We start from the raw sequence: 14,548 nt of genomic DNA, 5'->3' as shown, positions 1-14,548 counted from the left end.
TTGATAAAAATTAATGGACTGCACAAAAGATTTGGCGACCTTGAAGTTTTGAAGGGAATTGACCTGGAAATCAATCAAGGTAAAGTGGTCGTTGTCATCGGGCCTTCCGGTTCCGGAAAGACGACATTGCTTCGCTGCCTGAATATACTGGAAGTTCCTTCGGCCGGAAGCATTACCATTGACGGCCAAACGACTGATTTTTCCAAGCCTGTACCTAAGAAAGAAGTTGATATTTTCAGAAGGAAATCAGCAATGGTTTTCCAACACTACAATCTTTTCCCTCATATGACGGCTCTTCAGAACGTCATGGAAGGGCCGATGATCGTGCAACGGAAATCTAAAGAAGAAGCCCGCCAACAAGCAGAACAGCTATTGACTAAAGTAGGGCTTGGAGACAAACTTGACTATTATCCTCATCAGCTTTCTGGCGGACAGCAGCAGCGTGTTGGGATTGCCAGAGCTCTTGCGCTTGAGCCAAAAGTGATGCTGTTCGATGAACCGACTTCTGCACTGGATCCCGAGCTCGTAGGAGAAGTACTGCAGGTCATGAAAAATCTCGCAGGGACAGGCATTACCATGATCGTAGTTACCCATGAAATGCGATTTGCAAACGATGTAGCGTCTGAAGTTATCTTTATGGATCAAGGGAAGATCATCGAACGAAGCCAGCCGTCCGAGATGTTCACAAATCCAAAAGAAGAGCGGACACGACAGTTCCTGAATCTGATTCAATAATGAACATGGGTACATGCCGAAAATGCAGATGTTTATAAGGTAGAAGAAATAAGGACACCCATATGTCCGCAAAATACTTATTTAAGGAAATTTACTAAATAAGGCTAAAAGTTGTAGTTCAGTAGTAAAGCACATAAGGAAAAGGACAGACAGCCTACTAAGCCGTCTGTCCTTTTCAGTAGCTCTTATTTTTCTATCCGCAGGCTTTAAACGATTGGTCTCCATCCGGGTTAATACTTGTTCGTTATCTTTATTGGAGAGATTGGTATAGAGAGAAGTGGTTTCAATGTTGCTGTGACTCAGCTGATCTCGCAAAAGGACGATATTGCCACCGTTTCTTATAAAATCTTGAAGGAGCATAATTTTCAAAATATCAAAGAACTTCACACATATATTAATAATTATTTTTTTCTTCGTTCAGATAAACTGCCATTGGTTCACTGTAAATTCATCTAATTTAACTACTTACAGTAGAATCATTGCAACATAATTTCTTACTACGTTATAATAGATGAAAGACAATTAACTAACCAAGTTAGTAAAAGGTTAGACTCTTTTAGCAAACGTAGACGTACCAAATTACTTCAGTGGTATTACAAAAGAAGAGCTTGTTCAATTAATTTATTGATAAATGGAAGAGAGTCTGACGTATGTTGGGCTCTTTTTTGATATGATAAAGTAAGAACTGTTTTTGTGGAGGAGGATATTTGTGACAACGCATCGTGTGTTAGTAGTAGAGGATGACCGAAAAATTGCATCTTTGCTTGCAGATACTTTAAGAAAATATCATTATGAGGTACATACTATAGAGAACTTCGATCAAATAATAGAGGAGTTTACTGCATTTGATCCACATATTGTTTTACTAGATATAAATTTACCGTCATATGATGGCTATTATTGGTGTCGCCAATTGCGTCAATTGACGACTTGTCCGATTATATTTGTTTCCGCGAGATCTGGAGAAATGGATCAAATCTTCGCTCTAGAAAATGGAGGAGATGATTTTATCACGAAGCCTTTTCACTATGAAATCGTCTTAGCTAAGATAAGAAGTCATTTGAGACGAACGTATGGTGAATATGCTGCAAAGCAGGAAGAGAGAATTGTGAAGGTTGGCGGGCTCCAACTTTATATGGAGCGTATGGAGTTACATACGCCCAATGGTGAAATTCCGCTTCAAAAGAAAGAGTGTACGATATTGGAATTATTGTTACGCAATCATCCGAAGCTTGTGACCAGAGAGCAGCTACTAGAGGAGCTGTGGGATGACCAGTCATTCGTGGATGAAAATACATTAAATGTAAATATGACAAGAGTTCGAAAAAAGTTAAGTGACTATAAGGTCATATCAACGATTGAGACGGTAAGAGGAGCGGGATATAGATTAATCCTAAGCCCGGAGGAGTCATAATATGATTCGATTGTTCATAAAGGAGCATTTAGTTTTTTTAGTGTTTCAGGTTTTATTAGTATTATTTGTCATGCTATTGTATTGGCTAGATGGCTTCCGAAATGTTGATACTGCAGTGTATTCTATAGTTATTACGAGTATATTGACAATGACCTTTTTAGGGACCTTATTTGTAAAAAAGTATGCATTTTATAAAAAGATTCTTTCTGTACCTACTGAAATAGAGGGTGTCTTACAACGAGAGTCGCAGTCCGCAGAGATCAAACAAGTAGAGACGTACTTGCAGCATATTTACCGTCTATATCAAAAAGAAGTACAGCTTTTATATGCGAGGCAAAATAGACATCTCCAATTTATGAATAGTTGGGTGCATCAGATGAAAACACCTATTTCCGTTATCGAGTTAATGACGCAAGGGAATGATCAAGTTGATGCAGTTGGTGTTTCGGAGGAAATGGATCGTCTGAAGCGTGGTCTCGAAGCAGTTCTGATGAACGCACGATTAGATACATTTGAAGAAGATATGCAAATTGAACAAATTGATATAAAGCAACTTGTTACCGAAGTGGTTTCGAGTAATAAGCGTTTGTTTATAGGAAGTCATGTGTTCCCAGTCATTTCGATTGCAGAAGATTGTGTGATTACTTCAGATTCAAAATGGTTACGATTTGTAATAGCTCAATTTATAACAAATGCTATTAAATATACATTTGAAGAAAACAAAAAGGTATACTTTGAAACTACCTTTGAACATAACCAAGTAATTTTGTCCGTGCGAGATGAGGGAATAGGTATTCCTGGCTCTGACATGAAAAGGGTAACGAAAGCCTTCTTCACTGGAGAAAATGGAAGGAAAACGGGAGAATCTACTGGCATGGGATTATATTTGGCTCAAGAAATTTGTCACAGGTTAGGACATGAGCTTCAAATCACATCCACTGTTGGAGAGGGAACTACTGTATCTATTATTTTTGAACAACATGAATCTACAGAACGAGGTGAGCTCGATGTCGATATTGATGCTGGAAGAAATAACGAAGGTTTATGAAGGAAAAGTAGCGCATCTAGCGATCAATCAACTGAGCTTCGAGGTTGAAAAGGGTGAGTTTCTAGCAGTTATGGGACCTTCAGGGAGTGGCAAAACAACATTACTAAATCTAATATCAACAATAGATCGCCCGACTTCTGGAGATATAATGATCAACGGTCTAGATCCATTGCAGTTGAAAAGCAATGATCTATCCCTATTCCGTAGAAGACAGCTTGGCTTTGTATTTCAGGATTTTAATTTACTTCCTGCGTTAACAGTGGAAGAGAATATGGTCTTACCTCTAACTTTAGATGGTCAGCCGGTAAGTGTCATGAAAGAGAAAGTTAATAAGATTGCGGAACAGCTTGACCTAACCACTATTTTAGAAAAGCGTCCATTTGAAATTTCAGGCGGACAGGCGCAAAGAACTGCTATAGGACGCGCATTAATACATGAGCCCTCCATCATACTGGCAGATGAACCAACTGGAAATCTAGATTCAAAAGCTGCAAAGGATGTATTAGAACTACTATCTAATGTAAACAAAAAAAGTAAAACAACCATCATTATGGTGACACATGATCCGATTGCTGCGAGTTATTGTGATCGAGTTCTATTTATAAAAGACGGCGAATATTTTAATGAAATTTATAAAGATGACCGCAGACAAACGTTCTTTCAACGTATTTTAAATGTCTTATCATTACTAGGTGGAAATGTAAATGACCTTTCAACAATTCGCTTATCATAATGTCATTCGTAATGCGCGGGTATATGCTGCATTTTTACTAGCTAGTATTTTTTCAGTTTTAGTATTTTTTGTTTACTCTATGTTAATGTTTCACCCTAATATTGAAGATCAATTTTTGCAAAATATTGCATTTGGTGGAATGTTCATTGCGCAGGTAATTCTAATAATATTTACTTTGTTTTTTTTGTTTTACTCGATGAGCGCTTTTTTACAGGCACGGTCGCATGAATTTGGAGTGCTTCTTAACTTAGGAATGGACAAGCGTCAGCTGAATCGGATGATTTTTTTAGAGACAATGATTTTAGGCGTTGTATCCACATCTGTAGGTATCTTTTTCGGATTTGCCTTTTCTAAATTTTTCTTTATGGTTATTCGTGAAATGTTTTTACTAGATAGTCTGCCGTTATATATGTCATGGAAACCCTTTACATTAACTATTCTTGTATTTTTATCTTTGTATATTATTATTTCGTTTGGTAGTTCAGTATTTATTCGTAAAAAGAATATTATTCAATTGTTGAAAGGATATAGTAAGCAAAATGAACAGGAGAATTACAGCAAGGGAAGAGCAGTTTTAGGGTTATTGCTACTTTTAACGGCTTATAGTTTAGTTATATTTTCACTATTTCAACTTAAGGTTTACCTGAGCGTTGTCATTATTATACTGGCTTTTATAGGTACTTATCTGTTCTATACCGACAGTATTTTGTATATTTTAGGAGTTATACGAAAGCGTAAGAATTTATATTGGCATTCTTTCCGATTAATAGCTTTTGCAGAAGCTTCTATAAAAATTAGAGAAAATGCTCGAATGTTTTTTATAGTAACGCTTGTTTCGACTTTAGCCTTTCTTTCGGTTGGAGTCGTGACTTCGTTTACATCTTTTACAGCGCAATATCGGGAGATGAACCCGATTAGTATTTTTTACACTAGTAATTGGGACAATCCTTTTGAGGAAGAGCATGTGATGAAATTATCTCAGGAACTCCAAAAGGAAGGGTTATCCTACGAGTTGGTTAAGTTCACCGTAAAAAAACAAACTTCCTCCAATTTACGTAGCCGTGTAAATCTTATAAAGGAATCAGAAGTGAATAGTTTGGCGGTTGCATTGAAGATTCCATTGATTGACCTTCAAAATGGGGAAGCATTGGTCATTCCGAATAAGCGTGAGGCATCTGAAGAAATAAGAACAGAAGATGAGCAAACAGTGTTAGAAGAAAGTAATGTACCAATTCAAATTAAAGGAGTCTATAAACAGGTGATTTTCCCTTCACTTGCTCTTGGAGATAAATCATTAATCATTAGTGATGAGGATTATGGGCTGATAACCGAGCCTTTATATGGGCATGGCTTGAGGGAATCTAACATAACCTATTATGCTTTTCACGTTTCTGAGTGGCTTCGGACGAAGGATGTTGGGACAGATTTAGATAGAATTATGACACAGTCCATGGGTACTTCAAATACAAATCCCAACTCCTTCTATTTCTCCAATCCTGGTTTAAATTATTCACTTATCCAGGCAACGTTTTCTTTATTGTTATTTACAGGTCTACTGGTAGCAGCGGTATTGTTGCTTGCGGCTGGCAGTTTTGTTTACTTTAAACTTTATACAGATCTTGAGCGTGACAAAAAACAATATGATGTACTTCGGAGAATGGGTGTTACGGATAGAGAGCTAGTGAAAATCGTAAATCGTCAGTTAATCCCTCAGTTTTTCTTGCCCTGGGGATTGGCTATGGTGCATAGTACATTTTCATTTATGTTTTTACAAGCCTTTTGGGTTGATCTAGCTGCCGTTTCGATAGCGATGGAAATGTTACTCGTGTTAATAGCGTTCACGATTATTCAAGTCTCTTATTTCTTTTTGATCCGTTGGAGATACATTGCCCATATTCAGTAAAAAAGGAAGGTTTAAAGGTTATCGATTGGTGTTAATATCGCAAGAAGTGCAATGTATATAAAAATAAAGGCTATGTTAAAGGTAAAGATTGATTTTTAGTAAAGCATTATGGAATTTACCTGCATCTAAAAGTTTGTGAAAGAATGTACTTAAACTAAAGGTGCAGTTTACTTTAATAAAGGGAGACGAAAAATAATATGATAGAGTTATGTAAATGTGATGTAACATATGATTTAAGGGTAGAAGCAGACATCGGTGCTGATGCTATATGGTGTAATAAATGTCTTTGTAACTTTGAAATTACATATGTTCCGATTTCAAGTAAGTTAAGGTCAGATCTAGCAGAATGGATATCGAAATATGGTGAGTGGATTGATTGGGCTAATGATGGAATAGTTCCTAATGGGATTGAACTTGAAGAGGTACATAATAAACAAGGTTTAAAGCTAACAGAAAAAGTAAAGAAGGAACTTGAAGGGAAATATAAAGTTTCATTTAAGCCTTCTACATTCGCAAAAAGACATGAAAATAAGGAACTGTACTAACGGGTGCTTTACTTCAAGAAGGAGTAAAGCATTTTTTCTTATTGAACTAAAGCAGCAGGTTACTTTAAGAAGAGTACATTGTTTTTTAGGGACTTTTTGGAGGATTTATTACATACCTTCTTAACAGGAGGGATAGTATGATAAAAAAGATATTGATTATTGCTGGGATACTCCTAGTGGGAATAGCTTCATTTAGCCTGTTAAATAAGGCTTTAGAGGTTGATTCTTCTATTGCAAATAAAGAAGAACAAGAACCTTTAATTACTAAAGAGGTAGAACTATTGAAAAAGGTAAAAGAAAAACTTGCTGAGAAATATGTGATTGATATAAAAACGATTTCAAAGAAAGAGTTGCTGATACAAGTTGTAGGGGATGAAAAGTATTTTAATACCGTAAAAAAGGATATGGAGTCTATTGCAAAAACTGTAATTAACACCTCCACATTAAAAGATTATACAGTTGTTTTTGAGAGATGGGATTTATTTAAGATGCCCGAAGAATTTAAAAAAGAACAAAAAGAAATTCTCCATTTAGGAAAGACTATAATGGAAGGTCTTAAAGGTTATGACGTAATTGGAAATATAGGTACTCATTATCAAAAATCCATTACCATTCATACATCAATAAAAAGTTCAGATAAAGATGCACAAAAGTTAGCAATGGAAATTGAAGAGACAGTAAATGAAGTCCTTCATTCTAAGGAACTAAATTCTGTATCCCATATTGATTCTTATGAAATTAAAATATTGAATGTCAAAGGGAAAGTAGTAAATTAGTCAACCTTATAACTGACACCCCTTTTTATTAAGCTAATGAGTGCTTTAGCAGAACAGAGCTGTCGAGAGACAGCTTTTATTGTTATTCAACTAAAGCAGCAGGTTAGTTTAAGAAGACCGATTATTATTATTTCAAGAATGGAGGAAAAGAATTGGGAAATTCACTATTAATAACAATAAGTGCATCTTATAATTTGAATTTTTTGATATACATACAAAATATTTATCTTAATCAAAATCAGAGTGAAAAAGAATGCAAATACCCGTTTTTCCCATCAAAAATAGCTTTTAATGAAGAGTTTGAATTAAATTATAAGGATTTATGGGATGAAATTGCAGAAAGGATAAGCATATCTAAACCCCAAAGTAACGACATGAGAATATTTTATGAAGAAAAAGATTTATTTTATCAAAGATTATTCGTGATTGATTTAGAAAACTTAAAGAAATATGCTGAAATCTACAAGTCTTTTCAAGTATGGTGGGAAAGCATTGCAGGGCAGTTATCGGTAGAAAGGTCTATCGATAATAATATACAAGAAATATATAATCAATTGGCGATATCCCTAATGAAAAGTGAGATAGAACCTCAAAAAACATTGAATATTAGCTTGGTTTATGAAGAATGTCTGTTAGCAAAAACAGAAGTATCTTCTTATTTTGCTGTGCTTGCAATAAGAGATTTTATCCTCGATTATAAAAAGTTGGTTCCCAAATTACAGGGTTGTTTTTATTAAGCTAACGGTGTGCTTTAGTGAAACGTAGAGCTGATAGGTCAGCTCTCTTTTCTTGTTCAACTAAAGCAGCAGTTTAGTTGAAGAAGCTAAGTAATAAATTTTGGTATTTGGTTTGATATAATCCCTATAGTGGAAGAGGGTGTTATTTTGAAGAAAAGATATATAGCTCTGCTTATTGCATTGGCGATAGTTATGAATGTAATTGTTTTATACTTATTTTTTTTGTTTTTGGAAATGAAAAATCAAGGAGAGTATTGGAAATATGATAAAGGGGTTACTATTGAGGTAAATAATCTGAGTAATCAAAGTCTACCTAATCTTATTTTCTCATATAGCGTCAATAAGACAGATTATAAAGAGGTAGGAACGATCAAAAGTCTAAACGCTGGAGAATCAACTCAAATAACTGGTAGCAGTGAAGAAATAAATACTGGCGATTTAAGTTTATATTTACAATATTATATTAATAATGGCGGAAAAAAATTGGATAGTATAGTCTATTTCAATATTATGAAACCTAGAAAAGCAGTCGCAGTTATAGATATAATTGAAGTGGATGCCAATGGGTTTTTAAAGTATGAAATGAAGGGTTTTGATGGTCTTTGGGAATTTGGACCAGAAGAAATTGGCAGTAGTGAAGTAAAAAATTAATAGTTGTGGAAATATTCTTATTCGACTAACGAAGCAGGTTAATTGAATAAGGTGTTAGGATTCATGCATTGGTTTATTTGAAAATACAACACCAAGTGAGGATAATCCTATGAAGAAAAAATGGCTTATAAATGTTTTTGCTTTGATAATTTTTTTAGGAGTAATAATATATTTTAGTTATCAAAACTATCGGTTAGGTGAGAGAGAAGAGAGAGAAGAACTTCTAGCTGCTGTCGTATTTGATTTAGTTGAAATTGAATCATTTTCTAAAGAAGATATCAAAGAAATAAAGGTTTTTCGTCAAGATGCGGGAGTTTATCCGTTCTACTATAATATTTCGGTAAAGTTAAACAATGGTAAAGAATTAAGTTATGAATGGGCCAATAAAGAAAAAAGCAGCTTAACAGTTTCACGTAATGGAAAAGTAGAGGATTAATAGTAGAGCGAAATTTGGAGTATTGTTACATAAAACTAACGGGTGTTTTAGTTAAGCAAGATCATCAAAAAATTGATGGTCTATTTTTATGTGAATGTGAAATGTTACACTTAAACTAACGCAGCAGTTTAGTTGAATAAGGAAAAGGATTTTTATATTAGGATATTGCATAGAAGGGGCTGATTAAATTGGTTAACGAATTAAAGGAATTAGTTAAAAAATTGAGTGAAGATGAAGTGAAATTTTTTTTATTTCAACTTCTATTTAGAATTAATATGGTTGAAGAAACAAAATATTCAGATGAGCAGTTTACAGAAGACTTGAAAAAGATATATAATGATTTTCTTAATTATAAATCCACGAAAATAACTAATGAGAATGAAAATGAAAATGACTATAAGGTTGTACATATTGTATTCGGTGATTCACCTTCAGGTAGTTTAAAAATGGTACTAAGAGATATGGAATCACAAATTACGGAAAAAGTTATCTCCTTTTCGGATTTGTTTTCTATTGGTCCAGTTTGGAAATTGCATAAAGAGATAGGTCTTACCAAAAGGTATGAATGGTTAAAAAACCATATTAATATTGATGAAGAAGTTATGGACAAGTATCAAGTTAATTTTAATAATACAATCATAAACATTAATGCTATTCCTCAAAACGTACCAATAAAAATTTGGATAGGTGATAACTCTCATGAACAAACTGCTTTAAGGTACGTTTTATATTTATTGAGAGAAAAAACAAACAATATTATTTTAATAGATACAACTACAAATTATAAAAATCAATTTCATATATCAGAGATTGAATACCTCCCTTTACACACAGGAGAAATTACACCTGAGAAATTAAGATTAATCTACGAAAAAAATAGTGCGGTTAAACCTTTGTCTCAAGAGGGACGGAAAAAGTTTGAGGGTCAATGGGAAGAGCTATCCACTAAACATGAAGTTCTTAGAATATGGACAAATACAGAAATATGCAGCGTGAATGAAGATTTTTACGATGACTATATAATTAATACAGCAAGAAACTTACATAACGAGCAAAAGAATAAAGATTTTATGAAATCAGCGAGAGTAATCGGTGAAGTCATTGGGAATTTAAATCAATATATTGGCGACCAGTTTGTTGAATATAGAGTGAGACATTTAATTATGAATGGTGTCTTTGAAATAGAAGGTATTCCAAAAGCAATGAGGTTTTACAGTGTGAAACTCCGTTAATCTTATTCAACTAACAGCTGCTTTACTTCAAGAAGGAGTAAAGCCTTTTATTATTGAACTAAAGTAAGCAGGTTACTTGAAGAAGGGATTTAAGTGGGAATCGTAGAATAAGTTACCTAATGATGTTTCGCTTACTTATACAAAATATATTAAATGAAGTGAATTTAATTGAGGATAGGTAATCAATTAGTTATTGAATGGACCATTGCGAGAGTTTACGAGGATTTTTCTTTTTCATAGGCACTAGATAATGCCATAAAGCACGCAAGTTTAAATGAAGGGGAATCGGTCGAACTTCACCAATTAGTAAACGTTGGTGAATTTAATAATGAAAGGCTATGTTAAAGGTAGAGGTGGATTTAAAACAAAAAAAATGGGCTAGGAGATATCCTCCAAGCTCATTTTAATTTGATTTCCTCTTTTCTAAAGTATCTGTTAGTTTAAATGAAAACTACTCCTCTTTTAAATACCTAATATATCTCTACCGCAACCATTATCTAAGCTTTGTACCAGTAACTCCATACAATTTACGGCATCGTTTGAATCGTCAAATACAGTTTGTAATACTGTTTCTTCTAGTCCTTCTCCGTGGAATGATACAACGTAATAACCTAAACCATTTACTTTTTTGTAATCGTTTTTTAGGAGAAATTCAATACCTTCCTTTTCGGATTTTAAAAGGTAAGTCGCAAGTACATCATCTAACAAAGTATTACCTTTTCTTTCCTCTACTGGTCTAATCATATTCAATTCACTCTCGTTGATGATGGTCGAGAATTTTTCATAGTTTTCAATTACTTTATTCGATAAGTGATGACAGTATTCATCAACCTCAAGAGGAAGAGGATATAGTCCTTTGTTCTTTTGCTCTTGGAAATAATCAAAAAATGCTTTAGCTAATGCTTTGGCAAATCTCTCAAAGTCAAATTTATAATTGGTGAAAATAGGTTTATAAGCACCATTGCCAAAAGTGAGAGTTTCAACACATAGGTTTTTCTCTTCCACCGTTAAATAATATGTCACTGCAAAACCGTAACCGTTTATTTCAGCTTTGTTCACTTTTCCAGTCCAAAGTTGTAAAAGAATATGGAAGAAGTGAGGAACTGAAACGAATGTAACCATAAATGTGAATTCGAGTTCTTGACCATCTCCATTTATTTTAATTCTAGCATCTCTGTATTTATCTATATCATAGATACATTTATATTGATTTTCCACGAACAACACTCCTTTAGTTATCTCATTAGACTGACCTGCTTCGTTAGTTTAAGTGTAACATCTCACAAACTACATCGCTTCATAAAAAAACAACCCTACCCTTTAACTTAGCCTAATGAAAAAGTATTTTTGATTATTTTAAATGTTATTTCCAGTAAAGACTAGAAGTTATTCAACTAACGGGTGCTTTAGTAAAAAAATGGACATCAAAGTAAACGGAGCTTGGAGATACAATTCACAGCTCAGTTTTATTTGTAGTATTTTTAAATCATCCTTTACCTTTAACATAGCCAAAATAAAAAACCCAGTCCATTGAACTGAGCAATACATTGCCGACGCAGTATTTAACTTTATAAGAAAAAGTACCTCTATTATATTTAGCTATTTATTCAGATTCGATGATCAGGATTCACTTTGTTTTGTAACTATTTTTACAAGTGCAGTGGATGTTATAACAAACATGGCAATAGTATAAGTACCGGTGATTAAACTATTTGCCCCACTTTAATAGAGAGCAAGCAAAACAGTAAGGGATAAGCTATTCAAAATAACAAATAACCTTATTTTATGAGTTCCTTTCACAATATTCGCTCCCATATATGCCCTTTTAAGACCATTTTATTTTTCTCTGATTTTATACTAACTTGGAAAAGATAAACATAGCTCACTTATTAAATATGTTAGGTAGAACAACTTTCCATATATCATTTTCTTTTTTTAATTCCATTAAGGTCGTAGCTGTGAACCTGCCATAGGTAACCAATAATTCGACTAATAAGCCATTACTCTCTTCTTGTTTTACCTGGATTGAATCATAATATCTGAAATCTAAGGCTATTTCCATGTTGGATATGTTAAGGTGCGTGTAATATTTATCTTTAAAATTGTCGAATTCCAATGACTCACCTTCCATATAAGCCAACGCATAGATAGCTTCGATATCATCAATAACTGCTGAATGAATATATATAAGTAAAATATTTTCTGGTGAAAAACCTTTTAAGTATTTTGTATCATATTCTTCCGTAAATTGTTTATAGGACTTTAATTCTTCTTCCGACAAGTCAGTTAAATAAGAAAACTGTTCTTCCGAGTCCACCATCTTTAATACTTTCTCATCCACTTTACTGATTACATCTTCCTTTTTTGTTTCATTTGTTTTTAAGGAATTACTAGGCGTACAACCAGTTATTAAGAATAATGAAGTTAAAAATGCAACGAGAGAAATATTAGATTTCAAATAAATTACTCCTTTCATGCCTCCTTGTAAGCTATATATTCTGCATGTTCTTAATTATACCTTCTTCTACAAAAGTAGCCTTCCTTTTCACGAGTTTCAAATAGCCTCTAGAGTTCGAAGTTCTAGTTTTTGTTGAATTGTCAAAACTTTTCTTATATAATGAATATGGGATAATGAATGGTCATTCATTCAAAAAGATGGGGGACGAGAATATGAGTTTAGTTTCACGTGTTCAACAGATTGCCAGTGAGCATCCAGAGAAGATTGCTTATAACTTTATGGGGAAAGATACTACATACGCAGCATTTGAACAATCAGTGGAGTTATTTGCAGGGGCTTTAAAGTCAATTGGTGTGGAAAAAGGGGATAATATAGGTTTTTTACTAGGTAACTCACCACACTTTTTAATTTCTTTATATGCCACTATGCGAATAGGTGCTACCGCTGTTCCGATAAACCCAATTTATTCGCCGGATGAAATCAGTTATATTGTAAAAAACAGCGACGCTAAAGTAATTATTGCTCTTGATGCATTATTACCATTAGTAGAGAAAGCTGCAGGGGTTTTCACTTCGGTTGAAAATTATATTATTTGTGAAACACAACCAGACACGGTTCAAAAACTAGCTGCTTTACCTGAAAACTTGAAGACAAAAGTGAAACCGTTTTCAGTAATGATTTCTTCAGCTGCTATGGGTACGTCTGCTGTGGAAACTGATCCAGATGATATAGCAGTAATCTTATATACTTCCGGAACAACTGGTCATCCAAAAGGTGCAATGTTAACATATAACAATATTTACTCCAATGCTCGAGATGTTGCAGAATACTTAAAGATTAATACAGAGGATCGCGTAATTACAACGTTACCTGTATTTCATGTGTTCGCTTTAACGGTTGTTGTGAATGCTCCATTATTAATGGGTGCAACACTACTATTAATTCCAAGATTTAGCCCGCAAGAAGTGTTTCAAATTGCAAAAGAGCAACAAGCTACTGTATTTGCAGGTGTTCCAACAATGTATAATTTCTTGTATCAATTCCCTGAAGGAAATGCAGAAGATTTTTCCAGTATACGTTTAGCAATATCAGGAGGATCTTCTTTACCTGTAGCCCTGTTGCATAACTTTGAGGACAAGTTCAATGTTCGTATATCTGAAGGGTATGGATTGTCAGAGGCATCACCAGTTACATGCTTTAACCCAATTGACCGTGATCGCAAGCCTGGTTCAATCGGAACAAATATCATAAATGTGGAGAACAAAATCGTCAATGAGCTTGGGGAAGAAGTTTCAGTAGGTGAGGTAGGAGAGTTAATCGTTCGTGGACCTAACGTGATGAAAGGTTACTACAAAATGCCGGAAGAAACAGCAAGTGCCATTCGCGATGGGTGGTTATATACTGGGGATCTGGCTAGACAAGATGAGGAAGGTTATTTCTTTATCGTAGATCGCAAAAAGGATATGATTATCGTAGGTGGGTATAATGTCTATCCTCGTGAAGTGGAGGAAGTTTTGTTTGCACATCCAGGTATCGTTGAGGCAGCGGTTGTCGGAATCCCTGATCCAAACTTTGGAGAAGAAGTGCTTGCATTTGTTGTAAAAAAAGATCCTACATTAACAGCGCAACAACTGGAAGCATATTGTTTAGAAAAACTAGCAAAATATAAAGTGCCGAAGAAGATTGAATTCTTAGAGGAACTTCCGAAGAACACAACGGGTAAAATATTACGTCGTTCTTTAAAACCACAAACAGTTTAAGAGATAAATTTGTTCAAGCTCCTCATGTATCTATGAGGAGCTTTTTTTTATATAAACTTTTCATAGAAAATAGAAGGAAAAAGATTTCGGTTGTCGAAATAAATAGGGAGAGAAATTTAA

General features: G+C 34.2%; 14 protein-coding genes. 12 read left to right on the top strand and 2 right to left on the bottom strand.

What is annotated here, in order from left to right:
* From MHI40_RS14585 to MHI40_RS14535, 11 genes are all read left to right on the top strand, one after another.
* The gene (locus tag MHI40_RS14585; RefSeq protein WP_340763249.1) at positions 1-735 is read left to right on the top strand and encodes an amino acid ABC transporter ATP-binding protein; all 735 of its coding nucleotides are present in this window, start codon (positions 1-3) and stop codon (positions 733-735) included.
* A gap of 709 nt (positions 736-1,444) precedes the next feature.
* Positions 1,445-2,149: a response regulator transcription factor gene (locus MHI40_RS14580; protein WP_340763248.1), complete on the top strand. Its 705-nt coding sequence runs from the start codon at positions 1,445-1,447 to the stop codon at positions 2,147-2,149.
* A gap of 1 nt (position 2,150) precedes the next feature.
* Entirely contained in the window at positions 2,151-3,197 is a 1,047-nt protein-coding gene (locus tag MHI40_RS14575; RefSeq protein ID WP_093538615.1) for a sensor histidine kinase, read from the top strand.
* Entirely contained in the window at positions 3,157-3,930 is a 774-nt protein-coding gene (locus MHI40_RS14570) for an ABC transporter ATP-binding protein (RefSeq protein ID WP_340763247.1), read from the top strand. The genes MHI40_RS14575 and MHI40_RS14570 overlap by 41 nt, the downstream gene beginning before the upstream one ends.
* A complete protein-coding gene (locus tag MHI40_RS14565; RefSeq protein WP_340763246.1) occupies positions 3,902-5,833 on the top strand; it encodes an ABC transporter permease in 1,932 nt (643 codons plus the stop codon). Before MHI40_RS14570 ends, MHI40_RS14565 begins: the two co-directional genes overlap by 29 nt.
* A 197-nt stretch (positions 5,834-6,030) precedes the next feature.
* Positions 6,031-6,378, top strand: a complete 348-nt coding sequence (locus MHI40_RS14560; protein ID WP_340763245.1) for a hypothetical protein — start codon at positions 6,031-6,033, stop codon at positions 6,376-6,378.
* 137 nt (positions 6,379-6,515) lie between these two features.
* Positions 6,516-7,154, top strand: coding sequence for a hypothetical protein (locus tag MHI40_RS14555; protein WP_340763244.1), 639 nt, complete (start codon positions 6,516-6,518; stop codon positions 7,152-7,154).
* 152 nt (positions 7,155-7,306) lie between these two features.
* The gene (locus tag MHI40_RS14550) at positions 7,307-7,891 is read left to right on the top strand and encodes a hypothetical protein (protein WP_340763243.1); all 585 of its coding nucleotides are present in this window, start codon (positions 7,307-7,309) and stop codon (positions 7,889-7,891) included.
* Between the two features lie 147 nt (positions 7,892-8,038).
* Positions 8,039-8,542, top strand: a complete 504-nt coding sequence (locus MHI40_RS14545) for a hypothetical protein (RefSeq protein WP_340763242.1) — start codon at positions 8,039-8,041, stop codon at positions 8,540-8,542.
* Positions 8,543-8,651: 109 nt separating this feature from the next.
* Complete coding sequence (locus MHI40_RS14540; protein ID WP_340763241.1) at positions 8,652-8,978, top strand: hypothetical protein; 327 nt, start codon at positions 8,652-8,654, stop codon at positions 8,976-8,978.
* Positions 8,979-9,166: 188 nt separating this feature from the next.
* Entirely contained in the window at positions 9,167-10,210 is a 1,044-nt protein-coding gene (locus tag MHI40_RS14535; protein ID WP_340763240.1) for a DUF1835 domain-containing protein, read from the top strand.
* A gap of 462 nt (positions 10,211-10,672) precedes the next feature.
* On the opposite strand, the gene MHI40_RS14530 is transcribed toward MHI40_RS14535, so the two are convergent.
* Together MHI40_RS14530 and MHI40_RS14525 are read right to left on the bottom strand one after the other, a co-directional pair.
* Positions 10,673-11,428: a hypothetical protein gene (locus MHI40_RS14530; RefSeq protein WP_340763239.1), complete on the bottom strand. Its 756-nt coding sequence runs from the start codon at positions 11,426-11,428 to the stop codon at positions 10,673-10,675.
* A 664-nt stretch (positions 11,429-12,092) separates the two neighbouring features.
* Complete coding sequence (locus MHI40_RS14525; protein ID WP_340763238.1) at positions 12,093-12,668, bottom strand: hypothetical protein; 576 nt, start codon at positions 12,666-12,668, stop codon at positions 12,093-12,095.
* A gap of 212 nt (positions 12,669-12,880) precedes the next feature.
* On the opposite strand from MHI40_RS14525, the gene MHI40_RS14520 reads away from it, so the two are divergent.
* The gene (locus MHI40_RS14520; RefSeq protein WP_093537619.1) at positions 12,881-14,428 is read left to right on the top strand and encodes a fatty acid--CoA ligase family protein; all 1,548 of its coding nucleotides are present in this window, start codon (positions 12,881-12,883) and stop codon (positions 14,426-14,428) included.
* Positions 14,429-14,548 lie beyond the last annotated feature (120 nt).

Source organism: Psychrobacillus sp. FSL H8-0510, assembly GCF_038008345.1.
Classification (GTDB): domain Bacteria; phylum Bacillota; class Bacilli; order Bacillales_A; family Planococcaceae; genus Psychrobacillus; species Psychrobacillus psychrotolerans.
Note: the sequence above shows the minus strand (reverse complement) of the source record. Positions and strands in the feature narration are given on the sequence as shown.